At 38.0% G+C, this 25648-nt stretch carries 26 protein-coding genes and 1 other RNA gene; 3 read left to right on the forward strand and 24 right to left on the reverse strand.

Annotated elements, in window-relative coordinates:
* Positions 1-165: 165 nt before the first annotated feature.
* The 17 genes from ssrA to metG all read right to left on the reverse strand — a co-directional run bounded on the left by ssrA (position 166) and on the right by metG (position 15490).
* Positions 166-524: a transfer-messenger RNA gene (gene ssrA / locus LEGAS_RS09805) on the reverse strand.
* A 90-nt stretch (positions 525-614) separates the two neighbouring features.
* Positions 615-1412, reverse strand: coding sequence for a carboxyltransferase subunit alpha (accA, locus tag LEGAS_RS07480; RefSeq protein WP_010389794.1), 798 nt, complete (start codon positions 1410-1412; stop codon positions 615-617).
* A 1-nt stretch (position 1413) separates the two neighbouring features.
* Positions 1414-2253, reverse strand: a complete 840-nt coding sequence (locus LEGAS_RS07485; protein ID WP_010015410.1) for an acetyl-CoA carboxylase carboxyltransferase subunit beta — start codon at positions 2251-2253, stop codon at positions 1414-1416.
* A 155-nt stretch (positions 2254-2408) separates the two neighbouring features.
* The gene (locus LEGAS_RS07490; RefSeq protein ID WP_010382720.1) at positions 2409-3785 is read right to left on the reverse strand and encodes an acetyl-CoA carboxylase biotin carboxylase subunit; all 1377 of its coding nucleotides are present in this window, start codon (positions 3783-3785) and stop codon (positions 2409-2411) included.
* 2 nt (positions 3786-3787) lie between these two features.
* Positions 3788-4219, reverse strand: coding sequence for a 3-hydroxyacyl-ACP dehydratase FabZ (fabZ, locus tag LEGAS_RS07495; RefSeq protein ID WP_010382722.1), 432 nt, complete (start codon positions 4217-4219; stop codon positions 3788-3790).
* An 80-nt stretch (positions 4220-4299) separates the two neighbouring features.
* Entirely contained in the window at positions 4300-4761 is a 462-nt protein-coding gene (accB, locus tag LEGAS_RS07500) for an acetyl-CoA carboxylase biotin carboxyl carrier protein (RefSeq protein WP_010386671.1), read from the reverse strand.
* A gap of 3 nt (positions 4762-4764) precedes the next feature.
* Positions 4765-6027 carry a beta-ketoacyl-ACP synthase II gene (fabF, locus tag LEGAS_RS07505; protein WP_010386672.1) on the reverse strand — a complete coding sequence of 421 codons (1263 nt, stop codon included), beginning with the start codon at positions 6025-6027 and terminating at the stop codon, positions 4765-4767.
* Between the two features lie 15 nt (positions 6028-6042).
* Positions 6043-6774, reverse strand: a complete 732-nt coding sequence (fabG, locus tag LEGAS_RS07510) for a 3-oxoacyl-ACP reductase FabG (protein ID WP_029510817.1) — start codon at positions 6772-6774, stop codon at positions 6043-6045.
* Between the two features lie 2 nt (positions 6775-6776).
* Positions 6777-7721, reverse strand: coding sequence for an ACP S-malonyltransferase (locus tag LEGAS_RS07515; protein WP_010386674.1), 945 nt, complete (start codon positions 7719-7721; stop codon positions 6777-6779).
* A 56-nt stretch (positions 7722-7777) separates the two neighbouring features.
* On the reverse strand, positions 7778-8743 hold the full coding sequence (locus tag LEGAS_RS07520) for a nitronate monooxygenase (RefSeq protein WP_013231861.1): 966 nt from the start codon (positions 8741-8743) through the stop codon (positions 7778-7780).
* 56 nt (positions 8744-8799) lie between these two features.
* Complete coding sequence (locus LEGAS_RS07525) at positions 8800-9039, reverse strand: acyl carrier protein (protein ID WP_010015422.1); 240 nt, start codon at positions 9037-9039, stop codon at positions 8800-8802.
* 74 nt (positions 9040-9113) lie between these two features.
* Complete coding sequence (locus LEGAS_RS07530; RefSeq protein ID WP_010386675.1) at positions 9114-10085, reverse strand: beta-ketoacyl-ACP synthase III; 972 nt, start codon at positions 10083-10085, stop codon at positions 9114-9116.
* On the reverse strand, positions 10073-10552 hold the full coding sequence (locus LEGAS_RS07535) for a MarR family winged helix-turn-helix transcriptional regulator (protein WP_010386685.1): 480 nt from the start codon (positions 10550-10552) through the stop codon (positions 10073-10075). Before LEGAS_RS07535 ends, LEGAS_RS07530 begins: the two co-directional genes overlap by 13 nt.
* A complete protein-coding gene (gene fabZ / locus LEGAS_RS07540; protein ID WP_010386687.1) occupies positions 10545-10991 on the reverse strand; it encodes a 3-hydroxyacyl-ACP dehydratase FabZ in 447 nt (148 codons plus the stop codon). Before fabZ (LEGAS_RS07540) ends, LEGAS_RS07535 begins: the two co-directional genes overlap by 8 nt.
* A 173-nt stretch (positions 10992-11164) precedes the next feature.
* Positions 11165-11974 (reverse strand): metallophosphoesterase, encoded by an 810-nt coding sequence (locus tag LEGAS_RS07545; protein WP_013231862.1) that lies wholly within the window; start codon positions 11972-11974, stop codon positions 11165-11167.
* Positions 11975-12084: 110 nt separating this feature from the next.
* Positions 12085-13101: a type I glyceraldehyde-3-phosphate dehydrogenase gene (gene gap / locus LEGAS_RS07550; protein WP_010386900.1), complete on the reverse strand. Its 1017-nt coding sequence runs from the start codon at positions 13099-13101 to the stop codon at positions 12085-12087.
* A gap of 277 nt (positions 13102-13378) precedes the next feature.
* Complete coding sequence (gene metG, locus LEGAS_RS07555) at positions 13379-15490, reverse strand: methionine--tRNA ligase (protein WP_013231863.1); 2112 nt, start codon at positions 15488-15490, stop codon at positions 13379-13381.
* 225 nt (positions 15491-15715) lie between these two features.
* Here metG and LEGAS_RS07560 point away from each other — a divergent pair, with 225 nt between their 5' ends.
* Positions 15716-16372, forward strand: a complete 657-nt coding sequence (locus tag LEGAS_RS07560) for an HD domain-containing protein (protein ID WP_013231864.1) — start codon at positions 15716-15718, stop codon at positions 16370-16372.
* Between the two features lie 97 nt (positions 16373-16469).
* Positions 16470-17345, forward strand: coding sequence for a DNA/RNA non-specific endonuclease (locus LEGAS_RS07565; RefSeq protein ID WP_013231865.1), 876 nt, complete (start codon positions 16470-16472; stop codon positions 17343-17345).
* A 153-nt stretch (positions 17346-17498) separates the two neighbouring features.
* Here the strand turns inward: LEGAS_RS07565 and LEGAS_RS07570 are convergent, their stop codons facing one another.
* The 7 genes from LEGAS_RS07570 to LEGAS_RS10135 all read right to left on the reverse strand — a co-directional run bounded on the left by LEGAS_RS07570 (position 17499) and on the right by LEGAS_RS10135 (position 24715).
* A complete protein-coding gene (locus LEGAS_RS07570; RefSeq protein WP_013231866.1) occupies positions 17499-17789 on the reverse strand; it encodes a hypothetical protein in 291 nt (96 codons plus the stop codon).
* A gap of 23 nt (positions 17790-17812) precedes the next feature.
* Positions 17813-19393 carry a zinc ribbon domain-containing protein gene (locus tag LEGAS_RS07575; RefSeq protein WP_010386852.1) on the reverse strand — a complete coding sequence of 527 codons (1581 nt, stop codon included), beginning with the start codon at positions 19391-19393 and terminating at the stop codon, positions 17813-17815.
* Between the two features lie 10 nt (positions 19394-19403).
* The gene (locus LEGAS_RS07580; protein ID WP_013231867.1) at positions 19404-20279 is read right to left on the reverse strand and encodes a hypothetical protein; all 876 of its coding nucleotides are present in this window, start codon (positions 20277-20279) and stop codon (positions 19404-19406) included.
* A 167-nt stretch (positions 20280-20446) separates the two neighbouring features.
* Positions 20447-23206 carry an SEC10/PgrA surface exclusion domain-containing protein gene (locus LEGAS_RS07585; protein ID WP_010386857.1) on the reverse strand — a complete coding sequence of 920 codons (2760 nt, stop codon included), beginning with the start codon at positions 23204-23206 and terminating at the stop codon, positions 20447-20449.
* A gap of 62 nt (positions 23207-23268) precedes the next feature.
* Positions 23269-23616 carry a hypothetical protein gene (locus tag LEGAS_RS07590; RefSeq protein ID WP_010386860.1) on the reverse strand — a complete coding sequence of 116 codons (348 nt, stop codon included), beginning with the start codon at positions 23614-23616 and terminating at the stop codon, positions 23269-23271.
* 14 nt (positions 23617-23630) lie between these two features.
* Entirely contained in the window at positions 23631-24362 is a 732-nt protein-coding gene (locus LEGAS_RS07595) for a hypothetical protein (RefSeq protein WP_010386863.1), read from the reverse strand.
* Positions 24363-24544: 182 nt separating this feature from the next.
* Positions 24545-24715 (reverse strand): hypothetical protein, encoded by a 171-nt coding sequence (locus LEGAS_RS10135; protein ID WP_207635563.1) that lies wholly within the window; start codon positions 24713-24715, stop codon positions 24545-24547.
* A 148-nt stretch (positions 24716-24863) separates the two neighbouring features.
* Here LEGAS_RS10135 and LEGAS_RS07600 point away from each other — a divergent pair, with 148 nt between their 5' ends.
* Positions 24864-25646 (forward strand): hypothetical protein, encoded by a 783-nt coding sequence (locus LEGAS_RS07600; RefSeq protein WP_041771849.1) that lies wholly within the window; start codon positions 24864-24866, stop codon positions 25644-25646.
* Positions 25647-25648 lie beyond the last annotated feature (2 nt).

The following is a 25648-nucleotide window of genomic DNA, read 5'->3' on the forward strand; positions in this document are numbered from 1 at the left end:
ACAAAAAACGGCTTGAATGCCGTCCTGTCGCTCAATCATCATTATTTTTTTGTGTTATTTTTGTGTTATTTCGCTTGAAATACCGTGCAATGTAATGAAATACTTTTTATAATAAAAGGCGCTACATCAAGGTTTTTGCAACCTTATGCAACGCCATGAAATGCTTAGTGGAGCCGAGGGGAGTCGAACCCCTGTCCAAACCACCCGGTACATAAACTTCTACGCTTATAGTATTGTCATTTAAATTTCATGATATGTTACGCCACAACACAAGGCCACTACACACCACTAACCTGATTATTTTGACAAACATGTTCCAGATGTAAGCATATTTGCGATCTGACCTTTTATGACCTAATCTCAGATGTCAGCAACCAAGACTAAGTTACGCTTCACTGTTTTTTAAGCAGCGATTGCGAAAGAGTTTTCGTTTTTTGCAGTTAAAATGTCTGCCCGTTTTAACGCCCGGATGGCGAAACGCAGTCCATGCCCTAAGCAACCTGTCGAATTCCAAAAACGACCCCAAAATGTGAATCTTATCGTACAACCACTTTTTTATTAAGTCATTTAAATAAAAAAGTTACCGACAAATGTCAATAACTTATTATAACATATTAAAATGCTCTGAAACGTGCACGCCTTTGTTTAACCAAATCTTGAGGTGATAAAGCATTCAACTGCTTAAATTCATCATCTAACCGTTTGCGCATTAAATTAAATACACGGGTATGGCTGCGTGACTCCGGAATGACATATTCAATGACTTTTTTTGCTAATAAATCCTTTGGTGTCAATCCCATAACAGCTGCCGCCTCATCAGCGCGTTTACTATCTTTCCATAAAATGGAAGCAAACCCTTCTGGAGACAAAATTGAATAGGTGGCATTTTGAAACATCCATACTTGATCACTTGTTGCTAAGGCTAAAGCTCCCCCTGAACCACCTTCACCATATATAATAGCAATCATTGGTACAGTAAGCTTCATAGATTCTAAAATAGATGTGGCAATGGCTTCACCTTGTCCTTGTGCTTCTGCCGTCTTGCCTGGAAAAGCACCCGGTGTATTAATAAACGTGATAATTGGCCGATGAAACTTATTCGCCTGTTGCATTAAACGTTGTGCTTTTCGATAACCCCATGGTTCTGGTGAACCATTACGTTTACTTAATTTATCATGAATATCAATGCCCTTATCAATTGCAATCACCGTCACGGGTGTGCCATTCAATGCTGCAATGCCACCTATTACGGACATATCATCGCCGCTTAAACGATCACCATGTAATTCCACGAAATCTGTAAATATGCCATCAATTATTTCGCGTGCTAAGAAGCGATCTTCTCGAGATTTTTTAACGACTTCTGCAGGCGTTAATTCATGTTTAAAGAGATTCAATCCAATATTTACCATGTTAAACCTCCGTCACATGATGCAATTTCACTATTTTTGCAATTACTTGGTTCAGTTCTGAACGCGGCACAATCTGATCTACAAAACCATTTGTCATCAACGTTTCTGCACGTTGAAAATCTTTAGGCAATTTTTCATGAATAGTTGATTCAATTACACGAGCACCAGCAAAACCAATTAATGCATGCGGCTCAGCTAAAGTAATGTCGCCTTGCATGGCAAAGCTTGCTGTGACACCACCTGTCGTGGGATCAGTTAGGACAACAAGATATAACAACCCAGCCTCTTGATGTGCTGCAACAACTGCAGAAACTTTGGCCATTTGCATAAGTGAGTTGATACCTTCTTGCATGCGTGCACCACCAGATGCGGTGAATAATACAACAGGCAAAAAATTTTCAGTAGCATATTCAAAAAGACGTGTAATTTTTTCCCCAGTCATTGAACCAAGCGATCCCATCATAAAGTATGAATCCATAATACCAAGGGCTACTTTTTCACCTTCAATTTTTGCAACGCCTGTTAGGACTGATTCACCTAACTCGGTTTGAGATTTAGCTCGTGCAAGTTTGTCGGCATAGCCAGGAAAATCAGGATTCATCATTTCAATTTCTGAATCCATTTCTTCAAATGAATCTGTCAGAAGTTCAACTCGTTCACGTGCCTGCAAACGAAACCCATAACCACAATGGTCACAAACACGAAAAGCCCCAAGCTGTTTGTTATACATTTGCACACCACAATAAGGGCATGCTAGAAATAAACCATCCGGTATACGATCGTTTACTGACGCATCCCGCTTAATTTTTGAGGTTGATTTTTGATTATTATATAAATCCATATTGTAAAGTGCGCTCACTCATTAAACAACGATTATTCATGTATGACATCATTTTTAACCAGTAGTAAGCACAAGCCTCCCCTTCATTTTCATCAAATACTTTCTGCAATGAATATAACAATACCGCATATGTCTGCCATACGCGGTATTGTGTCTCACTCACTCTTGGGTAAACTTTCTATCCATCGTGGTAAAAATTCACTTTCTAGATAACGCGTATCAAACTCCCCACGTTGAACTTGGGGGTCATCTAATAATGCTTTTTGAAAATTACGGCTGGTATCCACACCACGTATAACTGTTTCGTCTATAATACGTCGTATTTTAGACATAGCTTGTGAGCGATCAGCGCCATGTACAATTAATTTTCCAATCATTGAATCATAAAATGGTTGGATTTTATCACCTGTAAATAACGCTGAGTCAATTCTAATACCAGGACCACCTGTAGGTAAGAAAGCAAAGTCGACAGTCCCAGCACTTGGTGCAAAGTGCCTTTCAGGCTGCTCTGCTGTCAAACGCACCTCTATAGAATGTCCACTCACTTGTACATCGTCTTGTGATACAGGTAGATCTTCGCCAGCAGCAACTGAAATTTGTAACTTAATTAAATCTAATCCTGTTACCATCTCAGATACTGGATGTTCAACTTGAATACGTGTATTCATTTCCATGAAGTAAAATGAACCATTGCGATCCTGCAAAAATTCAATTGTGCCAGTATTAACATACCGTAATGCTTGGGCAGCACGTGTCACAATATCACCCAAATGCGCTCGCATTTCTGGTGTTACGCCAGTTGCTGGTGACTCTTCCATAACTTTTTGATTATTTCGTTGTAAAGAACAATTTCGTTCTGGCAAATAAATCACATGCCCATTTTCATCACGAAATACTTGCATTTCGATATGACGCACACGTTCCATGACCTTTTCGATATACATATGATCGTCGCCATAAGATGATCGCGCTTCATTCTGAGCATCATCAAATTTGTCAGATAATTCGTCTTCACCATAAACAAAGCGCATGCCCTTACCGCCACCACCAGCTGCTGCTTTAAGCAATAATGGATAACCAATACGATTTGCTACTTCTTTTGCCTCGGTAAAATTACGTATAAAACCGTCTGATCCCGGAATAATCGGCACATTTGCGCGGCGCATTTCTTCACGAGCGTTAGCCTTGTTTCCCATTAATTCAATTGTTTCTGGTCGTGGGCCAATCCATTTTATCCCAACTTCGCCAACCATTTCAGCAAATAATGAATTTTCCGCCAGAAAACCGTAACCTGGGTGAATTGCTTCTGCTCCTGAAAGCAATGCTGCGCTTAGGATATTTTTCATATTAAGATATGAATCTTTTGGTCTTGGTCCACCCACTGAAATTGCCTCATCAGCAATCTGCACGTGTAAACTATCTTTGTCGGCTGTTGAATAAATAGCAACCGACGCAATACCCATCTCTTTTAATGTTCGGATAATGCGAACGGCAATTTCACCACGATTCGCAACCAATACTTTTTTAAACACGACTAATCTCCAATAATAAATGTCAGTTCAGCTGTCGTGGCTTTTTTATCACCAATCCAGACGATACCCTTACCAGTACCAATTGGACCACGTAAACGTTCGATTGTTACTTCCAATCGTAGCCGATCACCAGGTCGTACCATTTGACGATAGCGCGCTTTTTTAATACCACCAAAATAGGCTGTCTTGCCTTTATATTCCGGTAATGATAATAAAGCCACAGCACCTGTTTGTGCTAATGCTTCAACAGTTAATGCACCTGGGAAAGTTGGATTTCCTGGAAAATGCCCCTGAAAAATCTCTTCATTAATTGTGACATTTTTATAAGCTACTGCTTTTTCACCAGGTACCAATTCTTCAACTGTATCTAACATTAACATTGGATAACGGTGTGGAATAATTTCCATAATTTGTTGGGTATTTAAAACGCTCATTTGTTTTTTAGAACATACAACAATGTCACGTTGTATGTCTTTCCTCCTATTCAGGTATGTACGCGGAAAATCCGCATATATTAATCAGATATAATAACATATAATGGCTTATTGTAATCTACAACTTCTTCATTCTCAACCAAGATTTCAGACACAGTACCTGCAACATCACTATGAATTTCAGTCATTAATTTCATTGCTTCAATAACAGCAACTGTTTCACCAACAGACACTTTATCACCAACAGCTTTAAACATAGGCGCATCTGGTTTAGGTTGTAAATACACCGTGCCAACCATCGGAGCAACAATCTCTGTTCCAACTTTACTTGGTTTAGCCAACGGATGTTCTTCTATTTCTGGTGTAGTAGTTGCTTCTTGTATTGGCGTTTGAACAGGAGCTAACGGCGTATTCATAATTGTCGCATGATCATTTTTTGACAAATGTAGACTAAAATCACCATCCATAATTGTAAATTCACGCAATGAGCTATTTTCTAAATCTGTCATTAAATTACGGATTTCATCAATATTTAAACTCATGATTTAAACCTCTTCATGCCATTTCTTGAAAATCACAGCTGCATTATGGCCACCAAAACCATAATTTGCACTCAAAACATATTCAGGCACTTGCTTTTTGGTTGCTGTCGTTACTAGATTAATTACTTTTGTATCTTCATCTTGTTCATCATTACCAACGTTAACTGGTAGTTCACCACGAACAAGTGCACCAACTGATATTAATGCTTCAATTGCGCCAGCTGCACCCAACAGATGACCAGTCATACCCTTTGTGGATGATACTGGTAATGTGTTTTCACCAAAAACAGTCGCAATTGCGTGTGCTTCCCCAGAATCATTAGCCCCAGTTGCTGTACCATGTGCGTTAATGTACGAAATTTTTTCTGCTGGCAAGTTTGCATCTTGAAGCGCATCTAACATTGCTCGTGCAGCCCCTTCGCCATCAGGTGATGGGGAAGTCATATGATAAGCATCTGATGATGAACCATAACCTACTAATTCAGCTAGTATATGTGCACCGCGTGCTTGTGCATGTTCCAAACTTTCGATAACCAAAATACCAGAACCTTCACCAAGAACAAATCCGTGACGATTTTTATCAAATGGCTTTGAAGCTTGCGCTGGATCTTCTTCTTTTGACAAGGCAGTTAATGCCGCAAAGCCAGCAATACCAATCTCGTTAACTGTCGCCTCTGCACCACCTGTTAACATGACGTCAGCTTTCCCAGATTGAACACGCCAGAATGCTTCACCAATAGCATTAGTTGCTGAAGCACAGGCTGTAACAATGGTGTAGTTAACCCCTTTTGCACCAAAACGTAATGACACATTACCAGATACCATATTTGGAATTGATTCTGGTACAAATAATGGACTCACGCGTTGTGGTCCCTTATCATGCATTTTGATCACTTGATCTTGAATAGTTGTCAGTCCACCAATACCATTACCTAAAATGACACCAAATCGTGTTGGATCTTGAACCGTTGTTGGATTTTCTGAACCTTCTGCTGATTTTAGCCCAGCATTTTCCAAAGCCTGATCAGCTGCATCAACAGCATATTGAGAAAATAAATCCATTTTACGTGCATCGCGTTTGCCAACGCGTTGTGCTGGATCAAATCCATCAACTTGACCAGCTACCGTAATACCAGTTTCTGACGCATCAAACTTGGTAATAGGTTTAATACCCATTTTTTCATTAAAAATACCATTCAAAAATGTTTCTGTATCATTACCAAGCGGTGTAACCGCACCAAGACCTGTAATTACTACTCGTGACATGTGTTTCTCCTTTAATTAAATATATAGCCCGCCATCAATACTGAGCGTCTGTCCTGTAATATAAGTGCTGCCAGCCAAGAATAATGCTGCCTCAGCAATTTCATTAGCTTCACCAAATCGAGATAATGGGATGTTTTCTAAAATCTTTGCCTGTGTCTCTTCTGATAATACACTGGTCATATCTGACACAATCATACCAGGCGCAATAGCGTTAACACGAATGCCTCGACGAGCACCTTCTTTAGCCAGACTCTTAGTCAAACCAATAATACCAGCTTTTGAAGCTGCATAATTAATCTGTCCCATATTTCCCATTAATCCAACAACTGAGCTTAAGTTAATAATTGCGCCATGCTTTTGGCGAATCATTTTTTTGAATATTGGCTGTGTCACATTAAAAGTACCATTCAAATTAACATTGACAACTTCTGCAAAATCATTAGGTGCCATAGCCATGGCCAACTGATCTTTCGTAATGCCAGCATTGTTAACTAACACATCAACACCAGCGAAATCATCTTGCTTGTAAAGTGCCTTCAAACTTGCTTCTGCTGCTTCTGAATCTGCAATATCAAATTGTAGAATTTGAGGCTTTTGTTTAAAATCCGCGTAAATATTTGGTTTTATTTCTGAACGTGCATGTAAAATGACATGCGCACCGGCTGCATCAAACGCTTTAGCAATCGCTAAACCAATACCACGCGAAGAACCAGTTATTAATACAGTTTGGTTTGTAAAGTCCATCATCATTAAACATTTTCTCCTTCTGCTACCAACATCTCTTTGACTGCATTAAAGCTTTCTAAATCAGTAATCGCATATCGCTTCACATCTTTTGGTGCGATTTTCTTAGCAAATTTGATCAAGGTATCAGATGGTCCTACTTCTAAGAATGTGTCAACGCCCAGGTCTAACATATTTTGCATAGCTTGCGCAAAATATGTTGGTGAAATAATTTGTTTAGTTAAAGTATTAAATAACATTTCTTTGGTAAATTGTTTCCCTGTTGTATTTGAATACACGGGATATTGCATATCTCTGAACGTTTCACCAGACAAACGTTCTGTCAATTGTGTTGCTGCATCAGTCAACAATGGCGTATGGAATGCACCAGATACTGGTAACTCTACCATTCGCTGTATCCCTGCTTCCGATAATGCAGTCATTGCAACATCAACATCTCTTGGTACGCCACCAATAACCAATTGAGCAAAGGTATTATAATTAGCTGGATAGACATGTTTGCCATCAGCTTGTAACGTTGTTAGAACATCGGCAACAAGTTTTTGGTTATCTCCCATGACAGCAACCATTTTGCCAGGATTTGCATCACCAACAGTTTGCATATACATACCACGGTCTTTAATAATAGCAACGGCTTGATCAAAATCTAACGCACCGCTAGCTGACAGCGCAGAATACTCACCCAAGCTTAAGCCAAGTCCGGCTACTGGCGTTGGTAATGCGTCACCTAATGCATTGATTATTGCATTACTCATTGTTAAAATAGCAGGTTGTGCATATGCTGTTTGTTTAATTTTTGCGTCATCATTTGCTACTTCTTGTAAATCATAACCTAAAATACTAGACGCTTGATCAACTGTTGCTTGATATGCAGGTATGTTTTGATATAAATCAAGACCCATACCAGCTTTTTGTGCCCCTTGACCACTAAATAAAATTCCCAGTTTCATACTACTAAACCTCACATATTATCGAATTGTAATCAACCATCAATCATTGGTTGACATTACAATGTTGTATTGTCAATCCCCATCAAATCAGTTGCTTGTGCCCAAATATCTGACAAAATATCTGCTGCTGGCTTTTCATCTTTAATCAATCCTGATATTTGACCAGCCATAAATGCCCCACCATCTTTGTCACCTTCTTGAACTGCACGACGTAATGTACCAGACTCAAGTTTTTCCATTGCGGCTGCATCAGGTTTTTCTTTTTGTAACTCGTTCACTTCATTTTTAACGAAATTTTTCGCCATTTTATTTTTCAAAACTCGGGCACGATTTCCAAGGATATTACCAGTCACAATCGTATCAATATCTTTTGCCTTGATAATTTTAGCTTTAAAGTTTGGGTGGATTTCAGATTCAGTAGCTGTTAGGAATCGCGTTCCCATTTGCGCACCAGCTGCACCCAACATGAAGGCTGCGGCAACGCCACGGCCATCACCAATACCACCAGCAGCAATAACTGGAATGTTCACAGCATCAACAACTTGTGGAACCAATGTCATCGTAGTTAACATGCCAATGTGTCCACCAGACTCCATACCCTCAGCAATGACAGCATCAACCCCTTTTTTCTCCATCATTTGTGCTAATGACACCGAAGGTACAACGGGCATAACAATAATTCCCGCTGCGTGTAATTCTGCCAAAAAGGGTGAGGGATCACCAGCACCAGTTGCAACAACAGCAACGCCTTCTTCAATAATAACATCAAAAACTTCGCGAATATGACGACTCAAAAGCATCACATTTACACCAAAAGGTTTGTCTGTTAATGATTTAACACGTTTGATTTCTCGACGAACATCTTCACCATGCCAGTAACCTGTACCAATGAATCCTAAACCGCCAGCCTCGGAAATTGCCGCTGCTAAAGCGCCAGTTCCTGCCCATGTCATACCGCCTTCAACGATTGGATATTTCATCCCTAATTTTTTAAAAAGTGGGTTATTTACAATTACTGCCATTATATTTTCCTTTAAATTAACTATGTACGTGACCATTGACTGATCACTTGTAACATTTATGCTGCTAATTGCGCCTTAACCTTGTCAACCAAATCCTGTGTTGTCTTTATATCTTCGGCAACAGCCAACTTAATATCAAAGTCGTCTTCAACGCGGTTCAAAACTTCAAATAAGTCCAATGAATCAGCGTCAATATCGTTTGTCAAGTCTGTTGTCAAACTCACTTCATTTTCTTCTAAATCAAATTGATCTACTAATATTTCCTTAACTTTGTCAAAAATCTCTGTGTCTGTCATAATTCTATTCTCCTGATATCTGTCTTATGTATTTTCGTTAGATTTTTACGGTGCAGCCGTCTACACCGATTTATTTAAATTTTCCAAATTTGAGCGCCAACGGTTAGACCACCACCAAAACCAACAAAGGCAATTGTCTGACCAGCATGAACCTTGCCAGATACAACTAGTTCATTCAACAATAAGCCGATACTTGCTGCACTGGTATTACCATTTTGGGCCATGTTGGTGGGAAACTTATCCGTAGGTTGTCCAAAGCGTTTAGCAATTGATGTGACAATTCTTGCATTAGCTTGATGCAATAAATAATAATCCACATCATCAGCTGAAACTTCTGCCTCTTCCAAAGCAGCTTGTAATACCTCAGGTACTTCACGAGTAGCAAAGTTGTAGACTTCACGACCATTTTGATGAAAATATGGATCGACTGGACTAATTTCACCAGCAAAAGGATTTTTATTAGCAAATTGCCCTGCTAATAAATTATCTCCTTTGTTTCCATACGTACGCAACTGTTCGCCAAGTAATCCAATATTTTCTGTCGTTGTCTCAACAAGAACACCGGCTGCGCCATCACCAAACAGCACTGCTGTTGTACGATCTTGCCAATCTACTAACTTTGATAACACTTCTGACCCAATAACAAGCCCGCGTCGATACCGTGTTGACAATAGACTAGTAGCAACACTTAAACCATAGACAAACCCTGAGCATGCAGCACTTAGATCAAAAGCAAAAGCAGAAGTAGCGCCAATTGCCCCTTGAACTATTGCTGCAGTACTGGGTGACAAACTGTCAGGTGACATTGTGCTAACAATAATAAAATCTAAACTATCTGCTGTCATACCTGACTTGTCTAATAATTGTTTAGCCACCGATGTAGCCAAATCACTCGTATTTTCTGTTGTCACAATGTGACGTTGGTGAATACCTGTTCGACTAAATATCCAGTCATCGTTCGTATCCATAATGTGACTTAATTCTTGATTGGTTACTTGGTGTTCTGGCAGTTGCTGTGCTGAGGCTACAATCTTTAAATGTTCCATGGCTCCCCTTTAATGTTTCGTACGTTTCTGAGATAACTCACCAAATTATGAATGGCACGCCTCACCGTTTCGACTTCACTCCCTGGCATATCTTTTAATAAGTTATGCGTTAAGTCCCGATGAAACTCTTGATGGGCACGATAAACAACACGGCCTTTGTGTGTCAAACCTAAACGCACAACGCGTCGATCCTTATCTGAACGTCTTCTCTCAATGTATCCCTTATCGACAAGCCTATCAATAGCGGTTGTCATTGCGCTAGGCGTTAAATGAATCATTTTAGCAACTTGTGATGCACTTTTTTCGGAATACATCGAAATGGCGTCAATTGTATGCATATCTTTTAATGTAATATCAGAAAAATAACTCTGCTTTAAAGCAGCTTCTTCAATCCACATCACATTATTAAACACGACAACAAGCTCATCATTTAACTCTTCAAAATACGGTGTTGGTGTGTCATTCATCTGTTTTATCTGGAGAAACGACAAACATCAACTCAGCGGATGTCGCTGTCTTTCCATCAACTTTAGCTTCAACAATTACGCTCCCCATATTTGCACGTAATTTACCAAAGGTAACATGTAACTTCAATACATCACCAGGGACAACCATTTTTTTGAATTTAGCATCATCAATGCCAGTCATATAGGCTGTTTTACCTTTAAATTGTGGTGATGATAGAATTAAGATTGAAGCTGCCTGTGCCAATGATTCAATAATCAAAACACCAGGCATCACAGGATTCCCTGGAAAATGACCTTGAAAGAATTGTTCGTTGATTGTTACATTTTTTACCGCGACGATTGATTCATCGGGAACCATCTCTTCAACATAGTCCATGTAAAGAATGGGATAACGATTTGGGATAAGATCCATAATTTCTGTTGTTGTTAGAACTGGCATGATTTGTAAGCGTGAGTTAGTGATTTTATCATGAGATAATTATAAATCACAACACACATTTCCTTTCGTCTAATACTTCGACTATCGAAATATATAATAACAAAATTATCTCATGATTTATTTCGATAGTCAAACTAAATATTGTAAAATAAAAAGATACTGTCGCCAGTATCTTAAAAATCCAATAGAATAAGATGATTTTGCCACTCTGTTATAAAATCATCACTACGCCACTCATGCACGCGTGCTGTGTTATAACCCACTGCAGCATTGTAATATATGTTGTTGCCAACTTTTAATGGCGCAGGGTGTAAGTGTAGATGTCCAGTAATTGTCGCAATAGTATAAGAATTATCTAAAATTTCACCGACTTTGTTACTACCTAACAGTGCATTAGCCATATCCAGACGTGATGCACCATTTGGAAACCGCTTAATATAATCATTACGTGGGACAAAGTGTGACACAACCACAGTTTGCTTATGATCAGCCACGTCTAATTGGTGTTGTAGCTGTGACATATTACGATTAAAACGTTCTTTATCTGAAATAGGTTGCTTAATTCGTCGATCATACCAAAATGAATTTTTAAACTGCTGAATTTGTTTTTCAGTATAATCGTTACCAACAAAGTCGTAGTTATACCAACCATTATTACCAATCAATCTCACGGTAGGCGTTAAATCAATAAATTTGTTATGAAAATAAAGTGGATCAATATCGCTTTCTAACTCATCATAGGTCACACCATTACCCATGTCATGATTGCCAGCAATAAATCGAATTAATATTTTATCACCCAATGCGTCCTGCATATCACGTGCAAATGACAATGTTCTTTGAAAATCATTAAATAAATCACCAGCAATAACATAAACATCAACAGATTGGTTCAATAAATAAAGCGCCTGTACATGCATGGCACGCTTAACATCAATCTTATTTAAGTCAAAATGATTATCTGATGAAAACGCAACTTTCACTGTTGAAACCTCTTTCGTATAGCTGAATAAAGTATAGCATATTTTGTTAAAAAAGGGTTCCACTAAAAAAACCTGCTTTGGCAGGTTTTTTTAGTATTGCTTTATATTTTTTATAATGTAGCGAAGTGCAACAATGTACGGATCATGTTTGAAGTGAAACCGTATTCGTTGTCATACCAAGCAGAGATTTTAACCAATTGAGAACCGTTACCAGTAGTGATTTCAGTTTGTGTTGGATCAAATACTGTACCATGTGTGTCACCAATGATGTCAACTGATACTAGACCATCACCATTGTAACCAAATGACTCTGATTCGTACTTCTTCATTGCTGCATTAACTTCATCAACAGTTACTTCTTTTTCCAAAGTAGCTGTCAATTCAGTTACTGAACCATCGATAACAGGTACACGGAATGCATGTCCTTGCAAACGACCATCCAATTCAGGGATAACCAAGCCAATAGCCTTAGCAGCACCTGATGAATGTGGCAAAGTTGTGTTTGCAGCAGCACGGTTTTGTTGGCGCTTAGCAAAGCCTGACTTAGGTGCATCTTGCAAAGCTTGAGAAGCTGTGTAAGCATGAACTGTTGTCATTGTTCCGGCCTTAACACCGAATTCTTTGTTCAATGCATTAGCCATTGGTGCTAATGATTGCGTTGTGCATGAACCAGCAGAAACAATTGTGTCATTGGCAGTCAAGATGTCTTGGTTAACACCGTAGACAACTGTAGGAACAGCACCAGCTGGAGCTGAGACCAATACTTTTTTAGCACCAGCATCCAAATGGGCTTGTGACTTTTCGGCTGATGTGTAGAAACCAGTTGCTTCCAATACATAGTCAACACCATCGTTAGCAACCCATTTCAAGTCAGCAGCATTACGTTCTGCATAAACTGAGTAGTGCTTACCATTAACGATAATACCAGTATCATCTGATGAAACTTCAGCGTTCAAAGTACCGTGAATTGAGTCATACTTCAACAAGTATGCCAACATATCAGGGCTAGTCAAATCGTTGATTGCAACAACTTCAATATCTGAAGCCTTGTCTGATAATTCAAGAATACGACGGAAGGCCAAACGGCCAATACGTCCAAATCCGTTAATACCAATCTTAACAGTCATGTGTATAGATCCTCCAAAGATTTTGTTTTTGACTTTTGTCAACAACCATATTATAGCACAAAGTTAATGCTTGAGCGAACGCAAGTGATTGCTTTTTTTCAAAAATGCACTTGACAATTTACAGTAAACACGCCTAATCAATCAGCGTTTTTGTTACATACTAATCATTGAAGAACCTATATGACGCTACGAAAATAAAATCATCCTTGTGATGGTTTTAACATCATTTTGTGGCCTTTTCATACCACATATTGTCGTCCTCAAAAGTTACATAGATTTATTCAATACCTGACCCAGGCACAATTGAATCCGGTAAAATAGTCACTGTTACAATATCATTTTTTTCAGCTGATAAAATCATGCCCTCTGATAGTTCACCAGCCATTTTACGTGGTTTCATGTTTGCGACAATAGCTACCGTCTTGCCAACTAAGACAGCAGGATCAGCATACCATTTACGAATACCTGACAAAATTTGTCGTGACTTACCTGAACCATCATCAAGAGTGAACTTAAGCAACTTTTCTGATTTTTCAACAATTTCACCTGCTATGATTTTAGCAGCTAAAATCTCAACTTTAGCAAAATCATCATACGTAATGAGTTCACGTGTTGGTTCATCTGTAACAGCAGTTTTCTTAGCTTCTTCTTTAACTGCACGACCTTTACCCTTTGTATCTTTTGACACGAGACTCGAAATAAAACGCACTTCTTCTTCAACGTCTTGGCGTGGAAAAATAGGTTCACCTTTCTTAACGACTGTCCCACCAGTTGGCAACTTACCAAATGTTAGCCCAGCAATACGCACACCATTTTCTGGATACTCAAAACCAAGCTGTTCGTAAATTTTCTTAGGTGCTTTAGTCAAAACAGGTTGCAATAGGACAGCGACCACACGTAATGCACCAGCCAAATGTGCCATGACATTTGATAACACTGCTTTTTGCGTGTCATCTTTGGCCAAAACCCATGGTTGCGTTTCATCGATATATTTATTGGCGCGTCGAATAATTGTCCATATATTTTCCAATGCATCTGCGGTTCGCATATCTTGAAAATTTTTATGATAATCAGTAATAGCGTCCTCAGAGGTGCGAACTAAAGCTTCATCAAAATCAGTCTTGCCAGTCCGCAATTCAGGGATCACACCGTTTTCATATTTATTAATCATGGCCACTGTACGGTTCAGTAAATTACCCAGATCGTTAGCTAAATCAAAATTAACTCGTGCTACAAAGTCTTCGGGTGTAAATACCCCATCATTGCCAAATGGCATGGCTCTTAATAAGTAGTATCTTACGGCGTCTAACCCATAACGTTCCTCAAGTACTTCAGGATAAATAACATTGCCCTTAGACTTTGACATTTTGCCATCTTTCATCACTAGCCAACCATGGCCAATAACTGATTTTGGTAATTCAATGCCCAGCGCATGTAACATGATAGGCCAATAAATTGTGTGAAAGCGTACAATTTCCTTACCAACTAATTGGACATTGGCTGGCCAAAACTTTTCAAACAAATCTGTATTTTCGGAATCATAACCTAACGCGGTAATATAATTAGATAATGCATCAATCCAAACATAGATAACATGTTTTTCGTCTCCAGGAACTGAGATTCCCCAATCTACAGCTGTACGCGTAACTGCCAAATCTTCCAATCCAGGCGCAATAAAGTTATTAATCATTTCATTCATGCGTGCTTCAGGTTGAATAAATTCTGGATGGGTTTTGTAATAATCAAGCAGCCAGTCTGCATATTTACTCATTTTGAAGAAGTACGCTTCTTCTTTAACTAACTCGACATCATGCCCAGAAGGCGCCTTACCGCCAATCATTTTATCATCTGCATCGCGATAAACTTCTGCCAACTGTGATTCAGTAAAATACTCTTCATCTGAAACAGAATACCAACCTTCATATTCTCCCTTATAAATATCACCATTTTCAAGTAATGTCGTGAATATTTTTTGAACAGCCTTTTCATGACGTTCTTCAGTTGTACGAATAAAGTCATCGTATGAAATATCCATCAGTTGCCAGAGATCTTTAATGCCTTTCGCCATACCATCCAAGTAATTGATTTCAGGTATGCCCTCAGCTTTTGCTTTTTGTTGAATTTTAAGTCCATGCTCGTCAGTTCCAGTCAAAAAATAAACATCTTCCCCTAACAAACGGTGATAGCGCGCAGCCGCATCAGCAAGCACCGTTGTATAGGTATTACCAAGCTGCAACTTTCCTGAAGGATAATAAATGGGTGTTGTAATATAGAAAGTTTTATCCTTCTGAACAGAAAACTGTTGTTCTGATTTTGAAAACTTATCGTAGATAACCGCTGAATCAGTGAGATTAGCAGTATTAAAAAGGACATTATTTGGTTCTGACATATGAGTCTCTCTTTCTGTCACGTGCTGAAATCACAACACATGTTCTTTGCCATATGAGGCGTGCTTTATAAGATAATTATAACGAATTTTAAACTATTTTCATAGTTTTTCTAAAGATATTAAAAATGTCACAAGCTGTTTTAGATACGATTAATCCTTTCACAACGACCTCAAAACTGATACAGTTAATCATGCATCTATAAATAATCAAAGGAGATTAATGACATGACACAACTCACAGAAATCACTAATTACATGCAACATGTACTCGCTAAAGACAACACGGGCCATAGTGTTGATCATATTAATCGTGTCGTTGCATTAGCCAATCAAATCTTGATTCACGAACCAAGTGCTAATCCATTTATTGTTCGTGCCGCTGCACTGTTGCACGATGTCTATGATGACAAGCTATTTACCACTGAAGCAGAAGCGTTAGCAGCAAAAAAAAACTTAATAACTTTTTTGCAAGCTATTCAAGTTTCGCATGTAGAAATTACGGCAATAATTCAAATTATTGATAATATGTCATGGTCTAAATCAATTGAAGGAAATGCCGAACCACTCGATGTTAACGGTCAAATCGTGCAAGATGCCGACCGTTTGGAAGCCATGGGTGCCATTGCCATGACACGAGCGATTACTTATGGTGCGGTAAAAAATCGTGTCCTCTATGATCCCACTATTATGCCACGTACACCCAAAAGCAAAGCACAATACCGACAAGATGACAGTACGACCATTAATCATTTTTATGAAAAACTACTATTAATAAAAGATCATCTAAATACTGAAACCGCACGTCAAATTGCAATAAGTCGACACCAGTTCATGTTAGACTTTTTGGCACAGTTCAAAGCAGAATGGGACTTATTGAAGTAATGTCATTAACCAAGTTAGTAGGCGTGAATTCATGCATACTTGTTTTTATTTTTCGTTAAAAATGGTATGATTTTAAAAGATTTTAATGGAGAATAATATGGCAAGCAAACGTACTTACAAACGCAAAAAACAACCACAAAATAAAATTTTATCTTTGTTAATCTTAGTTGCTGTATTTGGTTTTTATTTTTGGCAAAGTCAACAAAATCAGCAAAAAAAATCTGAACCAACTTCAAAATATACCCAAGCAATCGCTGCTGATAATCAAGCGCTTTTAGATTTAAAATGGGATGGGACACTTAATGGCGATATTGTACATATCAACAATAATCAAGCTACTTTCACCGAATCTGAATTAAAGCAAACTTTCCCATCGCAAGCTTCAAAATGGCGGCCAGTTGATGGCCTCAGTTTGTCACCTTTAGATAACCAAGGACGATCACAGCAGGGTAATTTTATTGCTAGCAAAGCTAGTATTGACAAAGTGACTACCCGTCCTGATCGTATATCATACGATGTGCGCCCCTCTGGTTGGTTTATCAACGATAGATTCGATGGCACAAAATGGGTTGGTGGTTATCATGACAACCCCAATGTCAAATTAGGTAATGGCAAACAAGCACTTTGGAATAAATCTCATATTGTTGGTTATCAATTTTTCGGTATGCCAACCATGGTGACCGAAAACATGACAACTGGCACACGCGTACAAAATGCGTACCCTGGCCAGCTGGTGCCAGAAGATGATATTCGAAACGCGATCAGTAAACATCCAAACATTTCAATCAGAGGTCAAGTCACACCTCTTTATATTGACGATGATCGTCTCTCACGCGGTGTACATTATATGGCAAAATCTATTCAAGACAACGGGAAAACATTAAATCTAAACTATTGGATTTTCAACGTCCAACCAGGCATTCAAATTGACTATAAAACAGCAAAATTCAAAGTGTTAAATTCGGCTAAATAAAAATCTGACTGAAACTAATGTGTCCCCCGAAAGTTAAAGTAACTTTCGGACACATCAAGCATATCAGTCAGATTTTTTTATTGTTTAAAAGTCGTTGAACTTTATTTATTGATTATTCTTGAACTCATTTCTTTCAAACAAACAAATTGTACTTTAAAACGCGCTAGCTACACCAGCAATTAAAGTTACCAATATGATTAGTAGAATGAAGTCTAAGAAAGAAATAATTAAACCAGCGATCGCTGTTCCCTTAGGATTACGGAATAAGCCACCAATAGAAAGTGCTAAACCGACAAGCCAAACAATCCATCCCAATACAGGAATCCATGACAAGAAAAAGCCAACAATGGCGACGATTAAGCCAGCTAAACCAATACTATTTTTTTCCACGACAACATTATTAATCACAACATGACTTGCACCATTTTGATTATTTTCAGACATTTTTATACACTCTCTTTTCATTATTACTTAACATTATTATCTTCTGATATTTTCTTTTGATCGGAATCAATTGACTCAACCTGCCATGCTTTATTGCGTTTGTCATAAACCATATGTGCAGTTAGTTCAAACGTTTGCGTTAAATCACCATATGAGTCGTTATCCTCATCAGTCGTATAGCGAAAATCAGTTTTTACTTGATAAACAGCATCTGCTGTTGTCAAACTTGTTTGTTTAACTGACTTAACATTTGGTGATTTAAACGAAACAGACTCTGCATTACGTTTGGCATCATGAAGATTGTGACGTATCATTTTTTTATAGTCTTGGTAAGCATTGTTATTAGCACCATTTTTAAACATAGCCAAGTTATCTGGATCCTGTTCTTGTGAAGCATATGACCCCAAAGCATCATACATTGAAGAAATTGTACTGTTGGCATCATCTTCTGTCAATAAATCATCTGCATTTAAATTGATACTTTCGCCATCATATAAATCCTTCAAACTTGTTTTACTTGTTCTAATGGTTTGGTCTCCAAAATTAGCTTGTACATAGGCTTTGGCACCTTTACTAACTGGCATATTTTTCACTGACAACAAGCCATCTTTTAGTGTGCCAACCTTTGTCTCGCCAATGTACAAATCACCTGAACTTAAATTTGAATTGACATCAAAACTAATCATTTCAATTGCCAAGTTAACATCTGTTGAACTATCAATTTTCCTTTCGTCACTGGTTGCGACATCTTGACCACTGATTTTACCAGTCGCATTAAATTGATATAATCCGCTAACTTGGTGCTTAAATGCCTTAGAATAACGATTAGAATTTGATTTTCCAATCGTTGTGCCATTCATTTTGAGCGTCATGCCTTTATTATTCGTTGACACATTAAAATCAACTGGCTTGACAGTTAATTGATATTTAGGGAAGACTAGGAAAGCATTCCCCGTACGTTTGAAAATAAAACCATCATCATTTTGTCCTGATAACATGAGGTTATAAATGTCTTTTTCTCGTTGATTGGACCATTTAGCACTGGCTATATTGTTAACAAAAGGAGATAAGGCGTCTTGATCGATTTTCTTCTTTGTATCTGACCAGACAAAATTCTTTGCGTATTGTGCTGCACTTTCAGACTTTAGCACTTTCAAAGTACGTTGCGCCGTTGCTGCTTTAGCATAATACTTAGTTCCCCAAGTCACCAAGGCAATTCCAATAGCAATAACCACTACACCAGTTGTTATTGCTATTTTTTTACCTTGAGACATTTTTTGTCTTGGGACTCTAGGAACAGGATTTGGTTCATTTTCGGTCTGCTTTATTGCTAATGGTGTGACACTGTTAAAGCCAGCACTTTTAGCTTGACGAACCTCTTCGAGGTTAGGTAAGCGACCATTAACTAATTCAAACTTATCACGCCATTTTTCCGCCAACGTGATTACAGGTTTTGCTGTTACTCGTTCTTCTTCACTCTGGTTAAATACTGAACTGCCTACCAAGACGAATCCATTCTTACTAGCTTCAGTAACTTCTTCTATTGTCGGGTTACGGTGATTTTTTGCTTTGAAATCAGCTAACCATTCTTTTTTCTGATCCATAATATACGCCTCACCAATTTCCTAAGGATTGCGTTAGATTTTGAAGTAGTGGCACGACAACAACACGTAATTCAATGAAAATCATAACGACACTTATAAACCACTGGAGCAAAAGTACCCATGCGGCATCAAACTTTCCTTGATTCAAATGCACTTCTGAGATTAAAAACTGTTGCGCTGCAACTAGTAAGGCCGCCCCAAAAATCAAAATAAAGCCAATGACAGTAAAAGAAGTAAAAAAAGTATTAAAAATCGCGGATACGTTTTCCAACGATGAAGCTGATATAGAAGGAATTGGCACAACAAATGATAATATAGCACCAATAATATTAATCAAAGATAATGGTGCAAACCACTTTAAATACTTACATACCATTTGATTCATAGTAAAGTAGCGACGGTTAAGCAACAGCAAACCAGGTAATGCTGCTAGATAAAATACGGCAAAAATGATAGCAACGTAGAAAAATAGTTGCCAATTTAAAACACTTAACTGACTACGAATCTTGGTCAAATCTGTGCCATACGACGAATAACTATTTAGTGCAGCATTCATACCACGACGAATAACGTTTGAAAATGAAAATGCTCCAGTTAATGATGCGATAGCAAACGATACCCACAGAAATATATTACCAGATACATCATTTAACCGACTTGGCTGTGCAATAATTGGCTTAACCCAAGTCCAATAATTTCCAGCGTGTTGCTTGGCATTTGTGTAGACACGATTAGCATCTTCGGTAATAGCTACCTTAGATGTGTTATGTTCTTGTTTCTCTAATGTCACTTCTCCATTTTCAATTGCTGCCAATACCTCATCTGCTGTTGGTTGACGATCATTGATTAGTGCAAAATATTCTTGCCACTCTTTCTTTGTAGCCATGCATACTCTCCCTATTATATTTTTTCAGTAAAAATCCACTAATTTAAAAATTATAATATAAAAACAGTCTTTTTACTTAAATGTCCCTATGTCGGGGTACTTTTGATTAATAATTAAAAAGGACTTCAAAAATGCATATTTTGAAGTCCTTTGTTAATTTTTTTATATTATGCATTAAACCGTTTATTTCTCAAATGTTTTGGTACATACAGCGACATACCTAGTAAACTAAATAAACTGATTAATAGTGCTTGATTGTTATGTTGCTGATTCTTTGCAGTTTGTGGCAGTAAACTAGCCTGTGTAGTAATGACTGGGTTAACTTGTTTTACTGGTACAAGTGTATTAATCTTGGGATGAAATGTAACATTCGTATATTGATTTTCAAATGACACACGATTCAATGCCTGTGTATTCGCATCATAAATGAAGTTATCATCGTGAGATGAGACGTTAGTCTTTTGAGATGTTGCATTACTATTAGAATTAGTAACGTGAGAGCTGTTTTTAGCTGTTTGAGATGAGTCCGTCCCTGTTGGTGTGTTATGACCAGTTTGATGACTTGGGGCTGAAGGCTTACCTGTATTGCCAGAATTAGGCTTTGAATGGTCTGGTGTTGATGGCTTAGCGTTGGCTGGGTTAATGGCATTTAAGTAAGCTTGACTGTCAGCTTGAGCCTTGGCATAGCTTTTAACGTTTGACGTCTTCAAATTGGCTAAAGCTTTGGCATTGGCTGAAACTAATTGGTTGTAAGCGTCAGTATTTTGAATCTCTAGTTGCTTGAGATTCTTGGCACCTTGGGCAGTCTTTGTTGCTAAATCAGCATCTAATTGCGCCTTTAAGTTTGCTAAAGCTGTATCCAAGTTTGTTGCAAAAGTTTTTGCATCTTGTGCCTGTTGTGCCTCAAAAGTAGCTAATTCAGTTGCTTGAACTTTGTCAAAGGCTGCCTTTTCAGTAGCTTTCTTATTCGCTAATTCTTCAGGTGACATATCCTTGATGCTTGAAATCTTGGCATCGTAGTTGTCTTTCAAATTAGCTAAGGTTTCAGCTAATTTTGTTGCGTTGGTATCATGCTTTGCTGTGGCGTCAGCCTTGATTTGAGCAATGGTATTCCCATAAATGGTTGCATTTTGAGAAATAGTTTTATCATGAGTTGATTTGATTTGAACAATAGCATCAGCAAAAGCTTGATTAATGCTGTCAATCGCTTTTTGATTCTTTGATTGTAAGTTTGATAATTGGGTTGCATTGTCAAACTTAACTTGGCTCAAGTTAGCTTGAGCGTCGGCTAGGGCTTGTTTGTTAGCCTGTGTATTACCGCCACGAGCAGCTTCAATTGTTTGTGTTGAAGTCGTTGCCATATCTGTTAATGGACCGGCATTGCCTGTCATGGATGCATTTTGGAAAATAACGACATATGGCCAATCACCAGTATTATCTTTTTGCATAGCAAAGCCCATGATTTGGTCATCCATCATGAAGTTCTGTAAATGACCGTTGCCGTGAGCGCCATCTTGATAAATCATAGCTGTAATGACATTCAAGATATTAACTTTGGCTGATAACATTGTTAAGTCTGAGAATGCAGATACGCCAATATTTTCTCCGGCAAACCATAATCCTTGAGCAGCATAGGCATTATCTGTTTTTGTTGTAACGTCACTACCTAAATAGGCAGTATGCTTGAAGCCAGCATTGGCTTCTTCACGAGCCTTGGCTGAAGCAATAACGGCTTTTTGGTTTTGTTCGGTCCAACGAACAGGAGGCATACCATGAGTAGTACGATATGAATTAACAAGAGTGACTGCATAATCAGCTAATTCAGTTTGTTGGGCATCTGTTGGTGCTCCCTTGATTTGAGCAGTGTTGTCATTTTCACCAAAATAATTATAGTAATCATAGTATCCAGCATCGTTAACATGACTGGCTGGAATCTTTGGGTCAGAAATTGAGGTTGGTAAATTGCCGACACTATTAATACTAGATGGTGCTTGAGAATTGTCTCGGTCATAGTTAGTATCATATGGATTGGCCGGAGTTGCAGCCTTGGCTGATGATTTATTAACATTAGCTTGTGCTGTATCAACATTCTTTTGAGCAGAAGCTTCTGTTGAAGCATTAGCTTGTTTTTGAGCTGATTCAGTCTTTGTATTGTCAGCTGTTTGTTTGGTAGAAGCTGAAGTTTGTTGTGTCTTAGCATCAGTTGTGCTTTGAGCCTGAATAGCATCGACAGTTTGATTGGCTGTTGTTTGGTCAGTCGTAGCCTTATCCGTTGCTTTTTGAGCATCCGAATCAATGGCTTTGTCTGCTGTGGCCGCATCATCTTGTGTTGCTTTGGTATCAGAATTATATTGATTTGTCGCAGTATCACGTTGTGCTTGGGCAGAACCAGATTCTTGAGCTTGTTGATTGGCGAAATCAGTTGCTGCTTGCTGTTGCTTGGCAACTTCAGCATCGTGAGCGACTTGAGTCGCTTGTGCTTGTTGTGCCTTGGCTGATTCATCAGCAGCTTGTTGGTCAGCTAACTTTTGAGCTGCAGCTTGCGCATCAGCTTGGTCTTTTGCAACTTGAGCAGCTTGAGCGTCAGCTAAAGCCTTGGCATTTGCTTGTTCAGTAGCAGCCTGTGCATCCGCATTAGCTTGAGCCTTGGCTTGTTCATCAGCTTTTTGTTGTGCTTGTAAATCAGCTAATTTTTGAGTTTCAGAATCCTTGGCCTTGTCAAAATCTGATTTTGGCGCTGTAACACCAGATTGAGATACAACGTCCGGTTGCTGATTGTCCTTAATTTCATCGGCACTAGCATTGATAGTAACTGATGAAATTGTTGCCGTAACTATTGTTGCTGTTGTTAAAGCAACTATCTGCTTATGTGATTTAACAGCATATCGCTCACTACGCGTTGTTGCACCATTATTATATTGACTCATTTAAATACTCTCCCTGTAGTATGTTACTTTTAGATATAACCATTCTTAAATCTCTAAATGTGCTACCTTGCTTTAGTAATACTTGACTGAACACCAATACTCTTTAAATATTTAACAACTTCTCTTGCTGTGTCATTATCCAATTCTTTAATATACACAACAGGTGTAGCTGTCACATACTTTAATGTTTGATCCTTCGTCATATTAAATAATTCACTAGAGACACTGACTAATTCTTCTTCAGATGTTTCTGGTACATATTCCAATTTGACACCAAATATATTCTGTGCATTCTCACGCTTTTTAATCTGATTAATTCTAATTAAATCACGAGCAAAACCGCTAGAATCAGCTAAATTTTGAATTGTTTGATGCTTAACATAATTACCAAAAAACTTAAATATTCCCATTGATATACGACCTTTTATCGATTTTTAATTGCATTAATATCACTGCCAATGGATGTAGTAGTTTTATTAATATTGTCAATTTGTGCAATTTGCGTAGCAATCATCGCATTTTGCGCTCCAATAGAGGTAGTTACTCTATTAAGTAAAATATTATTTTGCTCAGCATTCATCATTTGTTGCTTTTGATTATTAATGATTTCTTGTTGATTCTGTTCTTGGCGGAATCTATGTATTTCCGTATCATATTTGTTAATAGCTTCTTTCCAATTATCAGCTCGGCCACTATTTAGAATGTTATATAAAGCTGCTACAGCATATATATCTTTCATTTCAGGTAATAAAAAATCAAGACTGTCTATAAATGCATCACTTGATTGATAAATTTCTAATTCATTTTTCGCTTTAGATGCCAATTGACGATACTGTGCTACCTTCTCTTTAGCCAATGCTTTATCTTTTTTACCTGAACTATAATTGTAGGCATAATACGCCGCAAACCCACCACTGATAATACCCACGCCAATACCTAAAACAGAATATACTATGACATGAACTATCAAAAAGGCAGCAGCAGGTATTCCCCATTTCAAAACACCTTGAAATCCAACCGGCTTATTTAGCGTTTGATGCACACGACGATTAATTGTTGCTATTTGATCTTCTCGTTCTTTTTTATCCGACAACACTTGATAAGCTTGTGCTAGTAAGCCCATCAAATCAGTTTTAGAAAGTTCTGAATATTCCATAGGATATTTCTCCATTATTATAGTTTTGCTAGTCAAATTCTCTTACTCTAAAAATAATCAAGTAGAATAAGATACCTTTGTCATTATATTATTTAAATCGCGTTCATTCACAAAAGTCCCAAATTCGGGGCTTTTTTTCTAACACAATATACTAAAATGAATATTAAATATATCATTAAAAACTAGGGATTAGTAAATGACCAAATCAAATCAAGCCAAGCCAAGCCAAGCCAAGCCAAGCCAAGCCAAGCCAAGCCAAGCCAAGCCAAGCCAAGCCAAGCCAAGCCAAGCCAAGCCAAGCCAAGCCAAGCCAAGCCAATTGGATACCATTTAAATGAAATACGCAAGAACAAGGGGATTAAATTATCATTACTTTTAGATTACATAAATACTTCTAATTCATCTTGGTATCGATATGTTAAGGGAGAAACGGACATTACAACGTTGCAGTTTCTTCATACAGTGCGTTACTTACGTACAACATTTTCTGAAGTTTCTCACATGAAAAGTATGGCGGATGATCATCTAAAGCTTTACGATACCCCATCATATTTGCCTGCCAAAATTAATTATCAAATACCTCTGCGCGAGTTCTATATAACGTATAATATTGAACGCCTAAAAATGGCTGTCAAACTCTATCGCCTAACATCGTCTTCATCATTTAATAACGATTTACCATTGGATTTAAAAAAAGCCCTCAAAAGTGTGCTACTTGAGGGTGAGTATGGCTTAGAAGAAATTAATTTACTAGTACTATTAAAGTTAGAATTTAATAATGTCCTATTTCACGAATATGAATTCATTAATATTTTGCACAATCCCATCGCTACAATCAAGCGCAGTATTGATATCACAACATCAATTGGTGATTTATCTGCCGCGCAACAAAATGTCATTTTCTTTAACCAATCACTTGGCTTACGTTTTGCTTTTAGCGCCTTGACCAGTATTACTTCAGAACATAAAGCATCACAATATGCACCTCTATTATTTCAAGTGATTCAACTCAATGATCAAGTAGAATATCCATCATGGTCTCTATATAATTTTGCTTCGAAAAAACTCCTTGCGATTAGTGAACTCTATCTACTTGATAAACCAACCTATTCATCTGAAATTAATGCTTTTCGGCAAGCGCTCATAACACTTTATCCTAGCAAAACACATGCCGACTTGGAGAGTGTAAATTATGATCTATTGAAAAATAATATTTTTGAAACGACCGTTTCTACCGAAATGAAAAAAGCTTATCAACAGTATGTTGATAAGCTTGAAAATTAATT

Source organism: Leuconostoc gasicomitatum LMG 18811 (genome assembly GCF_000196855.1).
Taxonomy (GTDB): domain Bacteria; phylum Bacillota; class Bacilli; order Lactobacillales; family Lactobacillaceae; genus Leuconostoc; species Leuconostoc gasicomitatum.

What these genes read in the sequence shown, in the direction of transcription:
- accA (WP_010389794.1), bottom strand. Translation starts at nt 1,412, where the DNA reads ATGGTAAATATTGGATTGAATCTCTTTAAACATGAATTAACGCCTGCA.
- LEGAS_RS07485 (WP_010015410.1), bottom strand. Translation starts at nt 2,253, where the DNA reads ATGGATTTATATAATAATCAAAAATCAACCTCAAAAATTAAGCGGGAT.
- fabZ (WP_010382722.1), bottom strand. Translation starts at nt 4,219, where the DNA reads ATGAGCGTTTTAAATACCCAACAAATTATGGAAATTATTCCACACCGT.
- accB (WP_010386671.1), bottom strand. Translation starts at nt 4,761, where the DNA reads ATGAGTTTAAATATTGATGAAATCCGTAATTTAATGACAGATTTAGAA.
- fabF (WP_010386672.1), bottom strand. Translation starts at nt 6,027, where the DNA reads ATGTCACGAGTAGTAATTACAGGTCTTGGTGCGGTTACACCGCTTGGT.
- fabG (WP_029510817.1), bottom strand. Translation starts at nt 6,774, where the DNA reads ATGATGGACTTTACAAACCAAACTGTATTAATAACTGGTTCTTCGCGT.
- LEGAS_RS07515 (WP_010386674.1), bottom strand. Translation starts at nt 7,721, where the DNA reads ATGAAACTGGGAATTTTATTTAGTGGTCAAGGGGCACAAAAAGCTGGT.
- LEGAS_RS07520 (WP_013231861.1), bottom strand. Translation starts at nt 8,743, where the DNA reads ATGGCAGTAATTGTAAATAACCCACTTTTTAAAAAATTAGGGATGAAA.
- LEGAS_RS07525 (WP_010015422.1), bottom strand. Translation starts at nt 9,039, where the DNA reads ATGACAGACACAGAGATTTTTGACAAAGTTAAGGAAATATTAGTAGAT.
- LEGAS_RS07530 (WP_010386675.1), bottom strand. Translation starts at nt 10,085, where the DNA reads ATGGAACATTTAAAGATTGTAGCCTCAGCACAGCAACTGCCAGAACAC.
- LEGAS_RS07535 (WP_010386685.1), bottom strand. Translation starts at nt 10,552, where the DNA reads ATGAATGACACACCAACACCGTATTTTGAAGAGTTAAATGATGAGCTT.
- fabZ (WP_010386687.1), bottom strand. Translation starts at nt 10,991, where the DNA reads ATGCCAGTTCTAACAACAACAGAAATTATGGATCTTATCCCAAATCGT.
- gap (WP_010386900.1), bottom strand. Translation starts at nt 13,101, where the DNA reads ATGACTGTTAAGATTGGTATTAACGGATTTGGACGTATTGGCCGTTTG.
- metG (WP_013231863.1), bottom strand. Translation starts at nt 15,490, where the DNA reads ATGTCAGAACCAAATAATGTCCTTTTTAATACTGCTAATCTCACTGAT.
- LEGAS_RS07560 (WP_013231864.1), top strand. Translation starts at nt 15,716, where the DNA reads ATGACACAACTCACAGAAATCACTAATTACATGCAACATGTACTCGCT.
- LEGAS_RS07565 (WP_013231865.1), top strand. Translation starts at nt 16,470, where the DNA reads ATGGCAAGCAAACGTACTTACAAACGCAAAAAACAACCACAAAATAAA.
- LEGAS_RS07570 (WP_013231866.1), bottom strand. Translation starts at nt 17,789, where the DNA reads ATGTCTGAAAATAATCAAAATGGTGCAAGTCATGTTGTGATTAATAAT.
- LEGAS_RS07575 (WP_010386852.1), bottom strand. Translation starts at nt 19,393, where the DNA reads ATGGATCAGAAAAAAGAATGGTTAGCTGATTTCAAAGCAAAAAATCAC.
- LEGAS_RS07580 (WP_013231867.1), bottom strand. Translation starts at nt 20,279, where the DNA reads ATGGCTACAAAGAAAGAGTGGCAAGAATATTTTGCACTAATCAATGAT.
- LEGAS_RS07585 (WP_010386857.1), bottom strand. Translation starts at nt 23,206, where the DNA reads ATGAGTCAATATAATAATGGTGCAACAACGCGTAGTGAGCGATATGCT.
- LEGAS_RS07590 (WP_010386860.1), bottom strand. Translation starts at nt 23,616, where the DNA reads ATGGGAATATTTAAGTTTTTTGGTAATTATGTTAAGCATCAAACAATT.
- LEGAS_RS07595 (WP_010386863.1), bottom strand. Translation starts at nt 24,362, where the DNA reads ATGGAATATTCAGAACTTTCTAAAACTGATTTGATGGGCTTACTAGCA.
- LEGAS_RS07600 (WP_041771849.1), top strand. Translation starts at nt 24,864, where the DNA reads ATGAAAAGTATGGCGGATGATCATCTAAAGCTTTACGATACCCCATCA.